Below are 17,180 nucleotides of genomic sequence, written 5' to 3'. Positions count from 1 at the left end.
CAAACGATTAGGACTTGAGGTTGTCGATGAACTTAGTTACGTCCCCGACAGTTTGAATTTTCTCAGCGTCTTCGTCAGAGATTTCGATTCCGAATTCTTCTTCGAGAGCCATTACTAATTCAACCGTGTCCAGAGAATCTGCACCGAGGTCGTCTATGAAGTGAGCCTCAGGTGTAACTTCAGATTCATCCACTCCAAGTTGTTCTACGATGATAGATTTAACTTTTTCAAAGTCTGCCATTGTTTCCTCCGTACCACATTTAGGTGGTATGATGATTTTTTGTTAGATTTAGCCAGGCGGATATAAAATCCACCGAATTTTATAGATTTAATTCCGAAAATATTTGGCAAGCCAATATACTTTTTTTCAGAAAAAAACTCCTTTAAATTGTTTATTCGTTTTTATTTTTCGAATCGGTTTTTTATCGATTGAAAGCGATCCGTTGCGGAACGAAAAAAATTCGTTCAGGACTCCGTACAATTCAGACCGAATGAAAATGTATTTCGCCGATGAAAGTGAAATTTTGGAGATTCGTAATCGATTGTCACATTAGAACCTTCGTAACGGTCCGCTTTCCGAATCCTAATTTTAAAAAGAAAAACGAAAACCGGAAAAGATTTCTTTTTAAAAGAACAAAAGAAAGGTACCGACGGCACTTGTGATTTTTTTTCGAACGAATGAATGGAAATACGGACAAAGGGATTCTTTCACTCCTGGACGAGTGAAAGAATCATGGAGAATTGGAAGTTCTTATGCGGAAGCGCCCGGTAAAAAGCCACCGCCGTTTACTTCGATTACCTGACCGGTAATGAACGAAGAAATATCGGATGCTAAGAATGCGATCGTGTTCGCGATGTCTTCCGGTTGTCCTGCTCTTTTCAACGGGATCGCCGCAACCATGGCAGTTCTGATTTTTTCAGGAATCGCTTCCGTCATTTCAGTGGCGATAAAACCCGGTGCAATCGCGTTGCAACGCACTTTACGAGAAGCCATTTCCAAAGCCACAGCTTTTGTAAAACCGATCACACCCGCTTTGGAAGCGGAATAGTTGGTTTGTCCGATGTTTCCGTTTACTCCGGCAATCGAAGAAAGATTGATGATGGAACCGCCGTTCGGGTTTTTCATCATAAACTTAATCGCAGCTTGAGTGCAGTTGTAAGTTCCTGTAAGGTTAACCGCAATAACCGCATCCCATTGTTCTTTTTTCATTCTCATAAGAAGAGTGTCTTTGGTGATTCCGGCGTTGTTTACTAAAACGTCTACAGTTCCGAATTCATCCACGCAAGCTTGAATCGCTTTTGCCGCGGAGTCCGCGTCCGCAACGTTTGTTCCGATTCCGATGGCTTTCACGCCTGTTTGTTTTGCGATTTCTTCCGCAGTCGCTTTGCTGGCTTCCTCGTTGAGGTCCGCGATTACGATATTCGCTCCCGCTTTTGCGAGAGTTAAAGCCGTGGACTTTCCGATCCCTCTTGCGGATCCGGTGATTACGGCATTTTTACCTTTTAAATCGATCATAATTCTTTCCTATTCAGGTTCTCTGCGGCTAAAGTATTTCGCTCGAATAGCGGGTCAAGGGAGTTTTCCGCATTTTACGGCAAGGAAACAGAACGAACGTTCTGGTTATTTGAAATCGGACGTCCAATTTTAGAAAGTCCATAAAACCGCCGGGTTTACAAGGTTTTACCGCTTATTAAAAGTGTGGGAACTACCACGTTTTCAATCCAACGGTTTATTACCCAAAACATAAACGGGAGAAAAACCTCCCCCCGGAGTTCTGAAATTGGTCGTCTGACCTTGATACAATCGGGCGGCCAAAAGAAGAATTCTCTCTTTGTATACGTACGCTCTTAAATCCATTTTATAAGGAACCCGTTGCGCGTCCGCATTCAGAAGAATTCTTTCCGAAGGATGGACGATTTCCTGAATCAGATGATTTCCGGAAAGAATTTCCTGAAACGTTCCTTTGGTGAGTTTATCTCCTCTATAAACGGCCTTACTTCCGTAGCCGGATGTCGGTTTAAAAAAGAATTTCTTTCTTTCTGCCCAGAGAGTGTCCGGATCCACGTCCTTCGCATATCCCGTAAAGGGAACGGTGTTATCGAGAATCTTTCGATCCTCTTCCGGGATTCCCGCATCATTCAGGAAGGAATCGTTTTTCCAGAGAATCAAGTTCGTCTTTTTTGCGTAGAGTTCATAGTCGAGAGGGTTCGGGGTCACAACGACGGTTTGTTTTTCCCAAGCGCTGCGCATCGCCTTACTGCCGGGATCGGTAAGATAAAAATCGGTGAGACGATTGTAGATCAGATCGACCTTCTTTCCGTTTACGAAAAGAAAACCTTCTTCGTTCGTCTGAAAGGCTTCGGGCGAAACGATTTCGGAATCGATTCCGCGACTGATAAAGAGTTCTCGGAATAGTAAAAATTCGGGATAAAGAAATTGTTCCTGGGGTGTTTCGTCCACGATCGCGATGAATTTGGGTCGGTCCGGTTTTCCAGCGTCCTTCCATTCCTGAAGAAAGGTTTGTAAAAAATCGGATTCGATCGCATCCAGTTCCTCTTTTTTGGGAAGAGCGTCTCGAACTTCAACACAGCATTCTTGTTGCGCTTCCACGAGCTTCTTTTGTAAAAAGGCTCCGCCTGCATTCGTGTTGATTTCGATCAGTTTCGGACCTTGATCGGTAAGATGAAAATCGAAACTAAGGAAAACACCGCCCTCGGAAAAACGATGCTTTAATGCCTCTGGGAAATCCCGAAGAAGCCGCTTACGAACCATCTCGTTTTTTAAACTTTTCTGAAACGTGGAAACGGTTGTCTGAATCGCATTCAATTCGTTCGGATCCAAAAAGGAGGCGCTTGGTGAAAAGAATCTTTCAGATAACGCGCTCACATCCAAATGTTCGGCGCCTTCGGCTTCTAAGATCTTAGAATGAAACGTTTTCTCTAAAACTTTTTTTTCAAGCGTAACACATTGGCATTCGCGGTTGAATAGTTGCGAGATCGTTGTCATTACAGAACCTCCGCGGGTGCAGAAAACCATCTTTTGCGGAACCAGAATGCGACTCGAACCAAGAGAATCAGAGCGGGGACTTCGACCAAAGGTCCGATGACTCCCGCAAACGCTTGGCCGCTTGCGATTCCGAAAACACCGATCGCGACTGCGATCGCGAGTTCGAAATTATTTCCCGCCGAAGTGAACGCGATGGAAGTCGTTTTTGAATATTCCACTTTCATAATTTTCCCGATCCCGAAACTGATCATAAACATAATCACGAAGTAGAATATCAACGGTACGGCGATGATCAGGACGTCCGCGGGAATTTCGAAAATCAGATTTCCCTTAAGACTAAACATAAAGAAAATGGTGAACAACAACGAGATCAAAGTGACGGGTGAAACGAACGGAATAAACGTTTCATCGTACCATTTTTTTCCTTTGTAACGAAGTAGCGTAAAACGTACAAGAATCGCGGAAGAAAAAGGAATTCCTAAATAGATCAGAACGCTTTCCGCAATCTGCCCGATGGTCAAATGAATTTCGTAAACTTCCAAACCCGCATAAGCCGGTAAAATCGAAATGAAAAAGTAGGCGTAAAAGCTGTAGAAAAATATTTGAAAAAGACTATTCAATGCGACCAAACCGGCGGCATAATCTCGATTTCCCTCGCCTAACTCGTTCCAAACGATAACCATCGCGATACATCGCGCTAAACCGATTAAGATCAAACCGATCCTATATTCGGGAAAATCGGCCAGAAAAATACTCGCCAGAGCAAACATCAGCAACGGACCCACGATCCAATTCAGAAAAAGGGAGATCGATAGCACCTTAACGTTGGAAAAAACTTCCTTCATTTTTTCATATTGAACTTTTGCAAGGGGAGGAAACATCATCAAAATCAAACCGACCGCCAAAGGAACATTCGTTGTCCCGATGGAAAGTCGGCTGAAAGCCAACTCCGCTGAGGGAAATATTTTTCCGAATATAACACCCGCACCCATCGAAAGAAAAATCCAAAACGTAAGATAACGATCGACAAAACTTAATTTAGAACCCATCTCCCCTCAATCCTTAGCCGAAGGGGAAATCAAATTCAATTCTCGCAGGAAATTCAGCGAATACTCGCGAATCATTTCCCGGACTTTTCGAAACTCCTCCTGGATTTCCGTTTCCGTACCGGTAGCCTTTGCGGGATCGGGAAAATTATGATGAAAACGCTCGGCTTTGGAGGGAAAATAAGGACAATTCTCCTTTGCATGATCGCACACGGTAAGAATATAAGAAAAATCTAAATTACGATATTCGTCGATATGGTTGGAAGTGTGTTTCGAAATGTCGATTCCGGCTTCTTTCATCGTGGCGATCGCGCGCGGATTGACTCCGTGAGTTTCGATTCCAGCGCTGTAAATGTCGGCCTTGTCTCCCGCGTAATACCTGAGCCAACCCTCGGCGATTTGGCTTCGACAACTGTTTCCCGTACATAAAACGAGAATTTTCGGTTTATTCATCAGCAACAATCCTCTCCCATTGAGGTTTTATAACGTTTTAAATCTTTGAAAAAGGAAACAACATCGGATTCGAACTCTTCTAAACGAGTCCAATTGATACAATAGCAGGATTTATTTCCTTCGATTTCACCCTTGATCAAACCGATCCCTCTTAATTCCCGAAGGTGCTGCGAAACCGTGGCTTGCGCCAAGGGCAAAACCTCTACAATTTCTCCGCAAATACATTCCTTTCGCTCGGCGATCGTCTGCAAAATTGCGAGGCGAGCCGGATGCGCAAAGGATTTCGAGAAATCCGCCAAGGATCTCGTATCAGCCGAAAACTCCGTCTTCTTATTGACTGCCATATTGTATATCGTAAATATACGATAATAAAAGCAAGTCAATTTTCTAGATCTTGATGAGCGCGGCATAGGATTTTGGATGAGGAATCGACTCGATTATCGAATCATTCCTAAACTCTTTGTTTTCCCTCTTTTGCATTGAGGTGATTTTCTTTTTGCGATCGATTAAAATCGGCTGAGAATTCCAGCCGCAAACCGATTCTTTCCATTAAAATTCTCAACGAACGATTTCTTAACAGACGCATCGCATATAAACGCTTCGGATTCCTCCTTGTAACGGTTAAAAATTTTTTTCAACATCAAAGGTGGCTTTGACTGTTCTCATGGACATCTAGGATTCCGGCGGACATTGGGGAGCATGAATTTGAACGGAAAGATATTGAAAAGGGTTCGATTTAAAAACATATTCGATCCCGCACTGAAGCGACAAATCTTCAGCGTCTTTTTTCAATTTTTTATCCGCGATCGCGCAATAAAAGCCGTCAACGATGGAAACGTCATACCGAACAATCTGATTCTCCGGAAGAGCCTCCTCTGTTCTTTTCCATTCCTTCTTGATAAAATCCAGGATTTTCTTTTTCTCGTTTTCGACTTGTTTTGGATCCGAGTTCTCTTTCGCAGACGTTTCACCGGAATCTTTCAATGAACGAATCGCCTCAAGACATCGATGTTTTTCAGTCAAAGTTTTCGATGCGGTTACGGATTCGGATCGACCCACATACGTACATGCAACACCAAACGCTCCAAACGCAAGAATCGACCATAGCGGCACCTGACGATTGAAGCGTCTTCCCAATGATCTTATCTTCATAAGTATTTTATTATATACTCTTATGCGTAAGAATGCCGAATCTCTTTACGACTCGAATCAATCCAAAGCAAGGATCGCTTTCGACCAAAAAAAATTCCAGATCAATCGAATCAAAGTTCTCAGAGCGAAAAAACCGATCGCGACCACGGAAAAGATCTGTCTGAATTCGGATCTCATACTTTCCCACATCGGCTGCCCCGCTTCCAAATCGGCGGAGGTTTGCACGAATAAGTCCCAAAAGAATCGGATCGATTTCGAATAATATGCGAGTTCGGCGAAAATACAAACGAATGCGAGAAGACATACGAGGATTCTCAGTCTTCGATCGATTTTCTTTTCCAAAAGCAGCGCGATATCGACTGCAGCAAAAAAAAGAAGCCCGATAGCGAAAACCGCAATCACATATTTGACGCGAACGAAGTCTTCGGCCTCCATGTTCTCGTGCATTCCTAAAAAAGAATGAAATTTCGAGCTCACCAGAAAAAAGAGAACCGCAAAGATTACGTCGATCCGGAGAGTTCGGTCGAGTTTGTTTTTGATTTCGGTCATGAACGGGAATTCTCCACTTCGCTTAATAATTTAATATTCTTTTTATTATCGGAATGAAATAGCGCGGTTTTAGAAAAGGGGACGAATGAATCCGCCCCCTCGGTTTTCAGCGGTACGCCGGGGCTTTGGAATCGAAATCGGATTTTTCGATTTTGAAATCCTTGGTTGTTCGGAGAGAATCGAAAGCGTTTCTTTCTTTCAAGAGTTCAAGAACCGCGTTCATCGCAAGCCGGTATTGACTTTTCTCCTTATCTTGCGATTCGAGCTCGGCATGTTGATTGCAAAGCGCTTCGTTGAACGGAGTTTCAAAACCGCGGTTCAGTGTACGAAAACAGGCGAAACCGTGATACGCCCATCCGTTCGGATCGTTGCGTAAAGTTCTTATTTTTTCGGGGGAATCGTAGTAACGGGGGGATTGTGTCGCAAATTCTCGGAGCGCCTTTTCAAAGTGACCTACCGAGTTGAGGCAAAGTCGACCGTCGTCGATTGCAAACGCGTAAAAGATTTCCCCTTGGTGTTCGCGGGAAAATTTCTCAATTTCGGCCTGAGCAAAGTCGGCCATTTTTTTTACGTCAAACATGAAGCCCATCCTGCTTTTGTTCTGAAAGTTCTACAACCGTCGGATTATTTTTTGAATCTTTTTTGATTGGTTCCGAAAAGTCGGAAAGAATTCTTCTTTTACGAGGCCTGTTGTAAAGACTCGCGTTCGTCGCAGGAACGTTTCGTTTGCAATTTAAGCCCGCAAACGACGAAACAAGTTATGTACGCTTTCGGAGGATGTCGCATTGAGAAACGAATTGTGCGTTGCGAAAAAGCGAGTCAAGAAATCTCAAAAGGTCCAAAGACGTCGCAGAGAAATATTTATGATCTTCTTGATTCGGAAGAGAAGGGAATCCTTTTATAATGAGGAACGCAGAAAGATAATTCGACTCGAATCAGATATTGTATTTTTTGAGATCGGCCGCGATTCGATCGTTGATCTGATGTCCGGCGCACACGTTCACGACTCGGATCGCGCTTTGAACCGCAAGCGCGTTGGACGAACCGTGACCGATTAAACAGATTCCGTCCACTCCGAGCAACAAGGCTCCGCCGTATTCCGCGTAGTCGAGACGTTTTTTGATCGCGGCAAACGTGGGCTTCAGTAAAAGAGCACCCGTTTGAGCGAGACTGGATTGTTTGATGCTTTCGCGTAACACGTTGAAGATGGATTTGGAAAGGCCTTCCGTGGCTTTTAGAACGATGTTCCCGATAAATCCGTCGCATACTACAACGTCCACGTCCTTTCCGCTTCCGTAGAGATCCCGCCCTTCCACGTTTCCGACAAAGTTGATCGGAAGTTTTTTGATCATCTCGAAAGCCTTCAAAGAAACCGTGTTCCCTTTTTTGTCTTCTTCCCCGTTGGAAAGAATTCCGACTTTCGGATTCAAAATATTGAATATTAGCTTTGAATAAATTTCTCCCATAACGGCGAACTGCGCCAGATAATCCGGCTTACAATCCACGTTCGCACCCGCGTCCACGAGGAGCATAGGAGGTCCGTTTTCTTGGGGAATCGGAGCGGCGATCGGAGGACGAAGAACTCCGGGAATTCTTCCCAGATACAAAAGAGCCGAGGCCATGGTTGCGCCCGTGTTTCCCGGAGAAAACATTCCGACGCAGGTTTTATCCGCTACGAGTTGTGTGGCTTGAACGACGGAAGAATCCTGAAGGGTTCGCACTGCGATCGACGGAGAATCGTTCATATCGATGATCTCCGATGCGTGCTGGATTCTTACTTTGTTTGTGTCGTATTCGAATTTGAGGAGGATCTCCCCGATTTCTTCTTCTTTGCCGACCAGGACGACATTTGCCCCATCCTGGTTAACGGCATTTACGGCGCCTTCAATGATCTTTTCCGGCCCGTAATCGCCGCTCATTACATCGACGGCGACCCACATCATAGGAATTAATTTTCTTCTTTAGGCTTCTTAACTTTCGGCTCTAAAACGATTCCGGTCTTATAGAATCCGCAGGTTGGGCAAATTCTATGAGGAAGTCTGTAAGAATTGCAATTAGGACAAGGAACCAAATTTGGTTTTCCGATGGCATGATGCGCCCGTTTTGTCCTTACTTTTGATTTCGATTTTCGTCTTTTGGGAACTGCCATTGCTTTCCTCTTGGGAAATTGAAGTTGTTAAACTATACTTTTTTGAGGCTGGTAATCCTCAACTATTATTTCGCCGAAATGCGGAGAAGATGGTCTTTTTGAGAGCAAAAAGGAGCCGTCTTGGAACTCAGTAAAACATTCCTTATCCTTACCGGGCTACAACTGAAGATCAATCCGTCGGAGTTACGACAATCTACCGTAAAATTTCGCGCCCCACCCAGATTTTGGGTGGTGGGGAGAGGTGGCGGGAAAGCTTCGGAGATTTTTCTATATCAAAAGATCTCACTTTTTGCAATTAACAAACCCCACTTTTGGTCGGAACATTTAAGTTTTAGTCCTCTTCGGTCCATTGTTACTTTATTCAACTTGCGAAGCCTCTCATTGAATTCTACAAATTGGAAAGAGAGTCCATAAATTCAACGGCTTCCTTTCTTTTTCCATAGAGAGAAGAGCGGTTGAAAACGAGCCTGGCCGAAGATTCTAAAATTATGTCCAGCTCCTTGAGCCCGTTTGCCTTCAAAGTTCCTCCGGTGGAAACCAAGTCAACGATACAATCCGAAAGTCCCACGAGCGGCGCCAATTCAATGCTACCGTAGAGTTTGAAAATCTCGCAGGACAACCCTTTGTGAAAAAAGAATTCTCTGGCTAAATTCGGATATTTCGTCGCGACTCGAATCTTGCGATGACGCGCTTCCAGCGTATAACCTTCCGGCGCCGCAAGAGAAAGTCTGCACTTTCCGATTTTCAGATCGAGCGGAGTAGCGAGGTCGTATCCTCCTTCTTTGAGGACGTCCCAACCGCTGATTCCCGCGTCTGCGGCGCATTGTTCCACGTAAGTCGCAACGTCTTGAGAACGCACGAGAAGAATCCGGATTCTTCCCATAGGATCGTTGTAGATGAGTTCTTTGGAATGGTGATCGGGTTTAGCGGAAAGCCAGCCTTTGGAGATCATCAGATCGATGCTCTCTTCGGCGAGTCTTCCTTTAGGCAAAGCCAGTGTAAGCATCAGCCTTTCTGGTTGAGTTGTATGAGTAAGAATGTCGCGAATTGTTTGACGGTATTGTAATCGGTCGCGGGAGTTTTGATGTCCTGATCGAGAACCTTTTTCAAGGATTCGATCGCTTCCGCCTTTTTACCGTTTTTCGCCTTGAGTCTTCCGGTCTGGTATAAACTCCAAGCTAAGAATCCGTTCGCTTCTCTCGTATTGGAAAGAAGATTTGCCGCAGTCGCAAAATCGGTTTCCGCCGATTCGAAGTTTCCTTCTCTTTCGCGAAGATTTCCCGCGAGATAAAAGTAATACGCCTTTACTTCCGTCGGTTCGTCGATTTTCTTACCGGCCCATTCGATTTTCTCCGCGGCCTTTTGAAATTCTCCGTTTCTGGAATAGAGATCGGAAAGGACTTTTGCCAGTCTCAGATCGAGTTTTTTGGATGAATACTGGGAAGAGATTTCTTCGTATGCTTGGATTTTTTCTTTCAGATCGATCGCAGGATTGGCGCGGAACTTTTTTTCCAACGCTTCCAATGCGATCGTCCCTTTTTCAAACTGAGAATCTTGGTATTGAAAATAGATCACGAACGCGAGAACGATCACAAGAATCGCACCCGCTCCGATCAGAACTTCCTTGATACGAGAAGCGATCGCCCTGAAAAATTTGATCAGAGCCAATTCTATCTTACTGCCTTGAAAATCCGCGTAAGGGTCCACCTTAACTTCTTTCGCGGCCGTTTGACCTACTTCGTAGCGTTTCATATCAAGTCCTTCTTTCCAGGATTCTTATCTGAGAGAAGTGTTCAGGAAGCTTCCCAGACTTTCGCGGGAAGGAGCGTCCGAAGTCTTGAGATACTTGGACATTTCCTCTCTTTCGAGAGCCTTATCGAAGTCCTTGATGGAGAGAGAAATTTTCTTATTCTTCACGTCCACTTTGATGACTGCGGTTTTTACGATCTCATCGGGTTTGTAAACTTCCGCGATGTTCGTTTCTCTTCCGTTCGGAACTTCCGAGATATGAACGAGACCTTCGATTCCGGGAGCCACTTCCACAAAGATACCGAATTCTTTGATGGACTTGATCTTTCCTTCCACGATGGTTCCGATCGGATGTTCGTTGCGAAAAATCTCGTATGGGTTTTCCATCAACTGCTTGAGACCGCAGGAAATTCTCTGCGCGTCCAAGTTCACGTCGAGAATCATGTATTTTACGGTGTCGCCTTTTTTCAGTTGAGAAGTAGGATTGCTCGCCTTCTCGTCCCAAGTGATGTCGCTGATGTGGATCAGACCTTCGATTCCGTTTTCCACTTCGACGAACGCGCCGTATTTTGTAATGCCGGTAATCACACCTTCCAAAACGTTTCCTCTGCGGATTTCAGGGCTTAACTGATCCCAAGGATTCGGTTGAAGTTGTTTTAAGCCGAGAGAAAGTCTTCTGTTTTTGAAATCGATGTCCAAAACCAGAGCTTCCACTTCTTGACCTTTTTTTAATATGTCTTTCGGTTGCGGGGGTTTTTTAGCCCAAGCCAGTTCGGATGTGTGAATGAGTCCTTCCAGACCTTCTTTCAATTCCACGAACGCTCCGAACTTCGTTAAAGAAGTTACGGTTCCGCGGATGACCATTTCTTTTTCCAAAGAACGTTCCGCCCAAACCCAAGGATCTTCGTAGAGTTGTTTTAAACCTAACGCGAGTTTGTTGTTTTCCTTGTCGAGTTCGAGAACGACAAGTTCCACTTCCTGGCCGATTTGGAAATATTGTTTGAATGGAGCGTATTTTTTGTAAGAAATATCTCTTTGACGCAGAAGACCGGTAACTCCGTCCACTTCGCAGAATACTCCGAAAGAAGCGATCTTGCTGACTACGGATTTAACCTTGTCCCCTACTTTGATTTTGAGAAGAAGAGCGTCCCACTTTTCTTCGTTTACTTCGTCCAAAAGTTTCTTTCTGGAAACCACGCCGGAACGAGTGCGGTCGTTGAGTTCGATGATCTTAAACTCAAGTTCCTTGTTTTTGAAGGTTTCCCCTTCTTTGAATTTATAGCTGAGTTGAGAAGCAGGTAAAAAGAGATCCACTCCTTCTACGTTTACGATGTAACCTTTGCCCTTGATTTCGTTTACGAGACGGCCGGTAACTTGGTAGCCGTTTTTAAACGCTTCTTTTACGATTTCCCAACCTTTTCTTTGGTCGGCTTCTTTTTTGGAGAGAATACATCCGGAATCTTGGGATTCCTTTCTTTTTACGATTGCGGAGACATAATTGCCGCGTTCCGGAGTTTCGTCGAAATCTCCTCTTGGGATACGGCCTTCTTGTTTGAGCCCTTCGATTGCCACATAAACATAGTCGTTGTCGACGGATACGATCTTTCCTTCAACGACTTGATCTTTCCGGAGTTCCGGTTCTTCGTGTATTGATTGTTCCCACTGTTTGAATACTTCTGCAAAAGTGGACTTCTCTTCCTTGTTTGTCATGGGGCGTAGGTTACTCGGCTAATGGTAGTTCAGGATCCGTCTGGAAATTTTCGGGGATCATCGATCCAGAATCTCAAGGATCTTGCTAATTACACTATTTTTTGGTAGGAGATCAGTGTCAACGAGGATTGCGTCGTTTGCCTGATAAAGAGGCGCTATTTCCCTTTCCATATCCGATTTGTCGCGAAGAATGATTTCTCTTTCGATCTCGTCCCGATCTGCGGCGATCCCCTGCTCTTGCAATTGTAAATATCTTCTTTCCGCGCGCACTTTGGAAGAAGCCGTTAAGTAAAACTTGAACTTCGCATCCGGGAAAACTTCGGTTCCGATATCGCGGCCGTCCATGATCAATTTGTAACGTTTCGCGAGAGAATGAAGTTCTTTGTTCACGAAGTCGCGGTAAATTCTTTGGTTCGCGATGTGTTTGATTTCTTTCGTGATTGCGGGGGTTCGAATCGCGAGAGAAACATCTTCTCCGTTCAGGAGAATTTTGTTTTCGTTTCCTGCGGAAAATTCGCAGAGGATATGCGCCGATCCGATCGAGGATTTTGCCTCGTCCGTTTTCACCCATTCGGAGAATTCTCCCGCGTTAGTCGCGGCTTGGTATCGTCGAAATAAAAACAACGTTACTGCGCGATAGAACGCTCCCGTATCCAAATAATTGAATCCGATCTTTTCGGCGATTTGTCTCGCTACGGTGCTTTTCCCCGAACCCGCCGGACCGTCGAGTGCGATCACATTCTCATTCATAAAGACATCCTCGAAGTAAGGTTTCAAATCCAGGAAAAGAAGTTTCGATCCAGGAAGTTTCGTCGATTTCGAGTTGGAAACCGGAAAGGGCTTTGAGGATCAAAAAGCTCATCGCGATCCTATGATCCATATAGGAAAGAATGGAGATCTTTTTTCCTTTGGAAAGTTCGGCCCAAACGATTTCGGATTTTTGAGAGGTTCCGTCTAACGCATAACCGTCCGGATATTCCTCCACTTCGATTCCGAGCGCGCGGAAATTGGAAACCATCGTATGAATCCGGTCCGATTCCTTGGCGCGCAATTCCTCCGCGTGACGGATTTCAAATCCGCCTTCGGCAAAGAGTCCCGCTACGGACAAAATCGGAATTTCGTCGATGATCGAAGGAATTAAGGATTCTGGAATATTCACTTTCTTTAATGCGGAAGGATATGTTTTGAGATCGCCGACGGGTTCTCCGCATTCGATTCTTCGGTTGAGAATTTCGATCTTCGCTCCCATGAGTTCCAGCGCTTTTAAGATTCCGATCCGGGCCGGATTCAGCCCGATGTTCTGAATCAGAAGATTTCCTTCCTTTGCCAAAACGCCGAGCACCAAAAAAAACGCCGCCGAGGAAATATCGCCCGGCACTTTGAATTCTCCTCCGTTCAAAACGTACGGAGGTTTGATTTTAAAATGAAGAGGCGAGATCCGTTCGATCTTGTTTCCCAAAAATTGAAACATGTTTTCGGTATGATCCCGCGACAATATGTTTTCCGAATATTCCAATTCCGTTGAGGACGCGATCGCCGCGAGCATCAGACAGGATTTGATCTGTGCGCTCGCTATCGGACTTTCGTATCGGAACGCACTCAATTTTTTTCCTTCGATTTTCAGCGGAGCGGTTTCTTTTTCTCCGAGCCCGACGATCGAGGCGCCCATCGCAGTCAGAGGTTTGATGATTCTTCCCATCGGACGTTTTTTCAAGGAATCGTCGCCTGTCAGAGTCGCTTTCACTCCGGGAAGTCCGCAGATCAGTCCCGCCGACAGACGAATTCCCGTTCCCGCGTTTCCGAAGTCGAGTTCCACATTAGGCGAAACGAGAGCATCCTTTCCGGGACTCGTAAATTCGTATTCGCCGGGCGCGATCTTTCGAACATTTAACCCGAGTTTGGTGAACGCGGACATCGTATTGAGCGGATCTTCCGCTTCGAGAAATCCCGTCACCTTGGAACGCCCCTTGGAAAGAGCGGCGAACAAAACGGAACGATGCGATAAGGATTTATCTCCGGGAACCGTGATCTCCCGCGACTTAAGTTTAGTGTTTCTTGGAATCATCCTGGTTCTTCAAAATATAATCCCTGGATCTGCGGGAGGTTTCCATGAAACCCTCCCATTCTTTCGGATTCAGGGTGTTTTTTGGATTCAATTTTTCTAATATAATATCGAGTCGATCGCGGTAGTCGAGAAGCGACTTATAGATTTCCTCTTGGTTCGAGGAAAAAATCGCCGCCCACATCTTCGGATTGGAACCGGCGATCCGGGTCATATCGCGAAAGCCTCCTCCGTTCAACGGAATCGGGGACATGTCCGTATATTGTTTTACTATCTTCTGATTGGCCGCCCAGTCCGCCATGATCGAGGAAAGTATATGGGGAGAATGGGATAGATACGATAGAATGGCGTCGTGTTTATCGGCGGGAATTTCGATCGTTTCCATTCCGATGTTTTTCCAAAACGTGTCCAAACTCGTCCGAACTTCCGGCCTCGCGTGTTTGGGAGAAGTCAGAATACAAAGCCTTCCTTCGTAAAGGGACGCGTTCGCAAACTCGAGTCCTGATTCTTCCGATCCGCACATTGGATGCGACGAGACGTAATTGTGTGCGTTCGAAAACCGGGCTTCAACCGCGTGAATGATTTCTTTTTTGGTCGAACCGAGATCGGTGATCACGCCTTCGTAATCGAGAGGAAGTTCGGAGATCAGCTTCACGGTGAGATCCACCGGAACTCCGAATATGATAAAATCGTAATCTTTCCAACGTTTGGTAGAATGAAATTCGTCCGAGGTCAAAATCTCGTCCGCTGAACGGAGAGATTCTCCCTTTGATTTGCTTTTGGAGGAACTGACTACGCCCGTGACGCGCGCGGAGATTCCCTTCTTCTTGAGCGCCAAGGACAAAGAAGCGCCCATCAGCCCGAGACCGTATATGAGAATATTAGAAAATTCTGATTTCACAGGCTTTGCGGAGACATCGGATAGGAACCGAGAACCCGGAGAAAGATCGTGTTTTCTTTCAAGCTGGAAAGAACGGCTTGGATGGATTCGTCCTTTTGATGACCGTTAAAGTCGATGAAGAAGTTGTATTCCCAGGAATTTCTTCTCGTAGGTCTGGATTCTATCTTTGTCAGATTGAGTTGATGATCGAAGAAAGGTTTTAATACGCGATACAAAGCCCCCGGCTTATCGGGACAGGAGAACACGACGGAAGTTTTGTCGTTTCCGGTCGGAGGACATTGATTTTTTCCGATGATCAAAAACCGGGTCGTGTTGTCGGCGAGATCTTCGATGGACTCGCGGATCAAACTGAGTCCGTAGATTTCCGCCGCGATGGAAGAAGCGATCGCCGCGCATCCTTCCTTTTTTTCCGCTACGATCTGCGCGGCTTTTGCGGTGGAGGAAGTTTCCACGATCTCGACGTGCGGTAAGTTTGCGGCGAGCCAATTCTTGCATTGAGAATTCGCGATCTTGATTCCGTACAAAGTATGGATTTTGGAAAGGTCGTGTTCGAATCCCAAAAGACTGATGCTGATTCTCAGATAATGTTCGGAATAAATGAGAAGGTCGGAAACCAAAAACTGATCGAGCGTGGAATTGACGAGTCCTTCGCTCGAGTTCTCGACCGGAACGACTCCGTAGTCGATCTTATCGGTTTCCACGGCGCGGAACACGTCGGGAATGGAATTGAATTCCAACGCTTGGATCGAAGCTCCGAAACGAGTACGAACCGCTTGATTGGAAAAGGAACCGGCAGGTCCGAGATAACCGACTTCCAATCCTTTTTCGACGGAGATGGAACCGGACATGATTTCGCGGTAAATGGCGATGAGAACCTTGTCGGGTAACGGCCCCGCGCTCAAAGACTTTATCTTTTCATAAACTTCTTTTTCGCGATCGGGACGGAAGACCGGTTCGTTTCGTTCGCGCTTGAGTTCGCCGATTTTCGCGACGAATTCCGTGCGAGCCTGGATCGCCTTTACGATTTCTTGATCCAGAGAATCGATTTGATCTCGGAAGACTTTTAGTTGTTGATCCAGGTCACTCATTTTCGAGTAAATCGTCCAGGTTTTCAAATTTCAGCTCTTTGACTTCCACAGGAGCCGGAAGATCCGATAGTTTATTCAATCCGAAATGAATCAAGAATTCTTTGGTCGTTCCGTAAAGCGCCGGTCTTCCCGGAACTTCTTTGTTGCCGATCGGCTTGATCAATTTTTTGGATATGAGAGAAGTCACCATCGCTCTGGAGGAAACTCCGCGGATCTCGTCGATTTCGGGAAGAGTGATGGGTTGTTTGTATGCGATGATGGCAAGAGTATCCAAACTGGATTTGGAAAGTTGTTCCCTTCTTTTTTCCTTGAAGATGTTTCCGAGAATTTCGGAATATCCCTCGTTGGTCACGAACTGATAGGCGCCGCCGATTTCCTTTAAGAGAAAGCCGCCGTTCTTTTCGGAATAGTCTAATACGAGTTCGTCGAGAATTTCTCTTGTCTCGGTCTTTTCCATTTCGGCGGACTTGGCGATGCTCGCCAATTTAAGAGGTTCACCGGAAACGAATAATAACGCCTCGATCAATCCTTTGAGTTTTGCCCTGTCCCGTTCCACTGTTCCTCTACCAGAAATAAACGGATCTCCCCGAAAAGTTTATGCTGCTTAGCCCGGAGAATCCTCTGCTTACTTAGTTCCAGCAATGCCAGAAAAGTGGCAACGATTTCTGCCTTTTCCGGAACTTCCTTCTCGAATAATTCCGGGAAAGTAACTTCCTTTTTTTCTCGGAGGGAAGAAAGGATTTTTTCCATCTTTTCTTCCACCGTAAATCGGTGAGGTGTGGTGAGTAATGCGGGAATTTCCGCGTCGTCGACTTTGGCTTCGAGAATTTCGTTGAACGCGCCGATCAAGTCCAACAAAGAAACGTCCAGCCAATTGTCCTCTTCTTCCAAGGTGACGTTGGATTCTCTTCGGAAAACCCCTGTCTGGACCTGATCCATTTCCGAGAGCCGTTTTGCGGTGAGCTGGAATTTTTTGTGTTCTAAAAGTTTTTCAACAAGTTCGGGGGGAAGCGGCGGCTCGTAGTCTTCTTCCTCAAATCCCGGATCCGGCAACAGCGCCTTGGATTTTAAGTAGATAAGATTGGCCGCCATCAAGGCGTATTCCGCGCTGAGTTCCAAGGAAAGAGTCTCTGAAATCCGTAAGAAACTTAAAAAATCACGGGTGATGCGAGAGAGAGAAACATCAAAGATGTCCACTTTGTAACTTTCAATCAAACTCCAGAGGACTGAAAGAGGTCCTTCCGTCAAACCTCCCTCGGAGTTGTTCCATTGAACTACAAAGGACTTACCGGATTCTTCATTCTCCATTCAAAG

19 protein-coding genes are annotated in these 17,180 nt (G+C 45.5%); all 19 read right to left on the bottom strand.

The features are described 5' to 3' along the window. Positions 1 to 7 precede the first annotated feature (7 nt). The 19 genes from acpP to LFX25_RS05550 all read right to left on the bottom strand — a co-directional run bounded on the left by acpP (position 8) and on the right by LFX25_RS05550 (position 17,174). Positions 8 to 241 carry an acyl carrier protein gene (gene acpP / locus LFX25_RS05640; protein ID WP_000753030.1) on the bottom strand — a complete coding sequence of 78 codons (234 nt, stop codon included), beginning with the start codon at positions 239 to 241 and terminating at the stop codon, positions 8 to 10. A 510-nt stretch (positions 242 to 751) separates the two neighbouring features. Next, entirely contained in the window at positions 752 to 1,516 is a 765-nt protein-coding gene (fabG, locus tag LFX25_RS05635) for a 3-oxoacyl-[acyl-carrier-protein] reductase (RefSeq protein ID WP_118955413.1), read from the bottom strand. 201 nt (positions 1,517 to 1,717) lie between these two features. Further along, positions 1,718 to 3,007 carry an ATP-grasp domain-containing protein gene (locus LFX25_RS05630; protein ID WP_238729360.1) on the bottom strand — a complete coding sequence of 430 codons (1,290 nt, stop codon included), beginning with the start codon at positions 3,005 to 3,007 and terminating at the stop codon, positions 1,718 to 1,720. Further along, positions 3,007 to 4,056, bottom strand: coding sequence for an ACR3 family arsenite efflux transporter (gene arsB, locus LFX25_RS05625; RefSeq protein WP_238729359.1), 1,050 nt, complete (start codon positions 4,054 to 4,056; stop codon positions 3,007 to 3,009). Before arsB ends, LFX25_RS05630 begins: the two co-directional genes overlap by 1 nt. 6 nt (positions 4,057 to 4,062) lie before the next feature. Further along, the gene (locus LFX25_RS05620) at positions 4,063 to 4,506 is read right to left on the bottom strand and encodes an arsenate reductase ArsC (protein WP_238729358.1); all 444 of its coding nucleotides are present in this window, start codon (positions 4,504 to 4,506) and stop codon (positions 4,063 to 4,065) included. Then, positions 4,506 to 4,850, bottom strand: coding sequence for an ArsR/SmtB family transcription factor (locus LFX25_RS05615; RefSeq protein WP_238729357.1), 345 nt, complete (start codon positions 4,848 to 4,850; stop codon positions 4,506 to 4,508). The genes LFX25_RS05620 and LFX25_RS05615 overlap by 1 nt, the downstream gene beginning before the upstream one ends. Positions 4,851 to 5,715: 865 nt before the next feature. After that, the gene (locus LFX25_RS05610; RefSeq protein ID WP_238729356.1) at positions 5,716 to 6,207 is read right to left on the bottom strand and encodes a hypothetical protein; all 492 of its coding nucleotides are present in this window, start codon (positions 6,205 to 6,207) and stop codon (positions 5,716 to 5,718) included. Positions 6,208 to 6,313: 106 nt separating this feature from the next. After that, on the bottom strand, positions 6,314 to 6,787 hold the full coding sequence (locus tag LFX25_RS05605; protein ID WP_238729355.1) for a DUF4303 domain-containing protein: 474 nt from the start codon (positions 6,785 to 6,787) through the stop codon (positions 6,314 to 6,316). A 355-nt stretch (positions 6,788 to 7,142) separates the two neighbouring features. Further along, the gene (plsX, locus tag LFX25_RS05600; protein WP_238729354.1) at positions 7,143 to 8,150 is read right to left on the bottom strand and encodes a phosphate acyltransferase PlsX; all 1,008 of its coding nucleotides are present in this window, start codon (positions 8,148 to 8,150) and stop codon (positions 7,143 to 7,145) included. A gap of 5 nt (positions 8,151 to 8,155) precedes the next feature. Further along, positions 8,156 to 8,356, bottom strand: a complete 201-nt coding sequence (rpmF, locus tag LFX25_RS05595) for a 50S ribosomal protein L32 (protein ID WP_000290471.1) — start codon at positions 8,354 to 8,356, stop codon at positions 8,156 to 8,158. Between the two features lie 388 nt (positions 8,357 to 8,744). Then, the gene (gene hisG, locus LFX25_RS05590; protein WP_238729353.1) at positions 8,745 to 9,362 is read right to left on the bottom strand and encodes an ATP phosphoribosyltransferase; all 618 of its coding nucleotides are present in this window, start codon (positions 9,360 to 9,362) and stop codon (positions 8,745 to 8,747) included. Beyond that, complete coding sequence (locus LFX25_RS05585; RefSeq protein ID WP_238729352.1) at positions 9,362 to 10,108, bottom strand: YfgM family protein; 747 nt, start codon at positions 10,106 to 10,108, stop codon at positions 9,362 to 9,364. The genes hisG and LFX25_RS05585 overlap by 1 nt, the downstream gene beginning before the upstream one ends. Before the next feature lie 24 nt (positions 10,109 to 10,132). Beyond that, positions 10,133 to 11,815, bottom strand: coding sequence for a 30S ribosomal protein S1 (locus LFX25_RS05580; protein ID WP_238729351.1), 1,683 nt, complete (start codon positions 11,813 to 11,815; stop codon positions 10,133 to 10,135). A 57-nt stretch (positions 11,816 to 11,872) separates the two neighbouring features. Next, entirely contained in the window at positions 11,873 to 12,565 is a 693-nt protein-coding gene (cmk, locus tag LFX25_RS05575; protein WP_238729350.1) for a (d)CMP kinase, read from the bottom strand. Then, entirely contained in the window at positions 12,558 to 13,880 is a 1,323-nt protein-coding gene (gene aroA / locus LFX25_RS05570) for a 3-phosphoshikimate 1-carboxyvinyltransferase (RefSeq protein ID WP_238729349.1), read from the bottom strand. Before aroA ends, cmk begins: the two co-directional genes overlap by 8 nt. After that, on the bottom strand, positions 13,861 to 14,778 hold the full coding sequence (locus LFX25_RS05565; protein ID WP_238729348.1) for a prephenate dehydrogenase: 918 nt from the start codon (positions 14,776 to 14,778) through the stop codon (positions 13,861 to 13,863). The genes aroA and LFX25_RS05565 overlap by 20 nt, the downstream gene beginning before the upstream one ends. Beyond that, positions 14,775 to 15,866, bottom strand: a complete 1,092-nt coding sequence (gene pheA, locus LFX25_RS05560) for a prephenate dehydratase (RefSeq protein WP_118955428.1) — start codon at positions 15,864 to 15,866, stop codon at positions 14,775 to 14,777. Before pheA ends, LFX25_RS05565 begins: the two co-directional genes overlap by 4 nt. Continuing rightward, a complete protein-coding gene (gene scpB / locus LFX25_RS05555) occupies positions 15,859 to 16,422 on the bottom strand; it encodes an SMC-Scp complex subunit ScpB (protein ID WP_238729347.1) in 564 nt (187 codons plus the stop codon). The genes pheA and scpB overlap by 8 nt, the downstream gene beginning before the upstream one ends. Then, on the bottom strand, positions 16,389 to 17,174 hold the full coding sequence (locus tag LFX25_RS05550) for a segregation and condensation protein A (RefSeq protein WP_238729346.1): 786 nt from the start codon (positions 17,172 to 17,174) through the stop codon (positions 16,389 to 16,391). Before LFX25_RS05550 ends, scpB begins: the two co-directional genes overlap by 34 nt. Positions 17,175 to 17,180 lie beyond the last annotated feature (6 nt).

Source organism: Leptospira sanjuanensis (assembly GCF_022267325.1).
In the GTDB taxonomy this organism is placed as follows: Bacteria; Spirochaetota; Leptospiria; order Leptospirales; family Leptospiraceae; genus Leptospira; species Leptospira sanjuanensis.
This window is presented reverse-complemented; position numbering and strand designations above follow the sequence as displayed.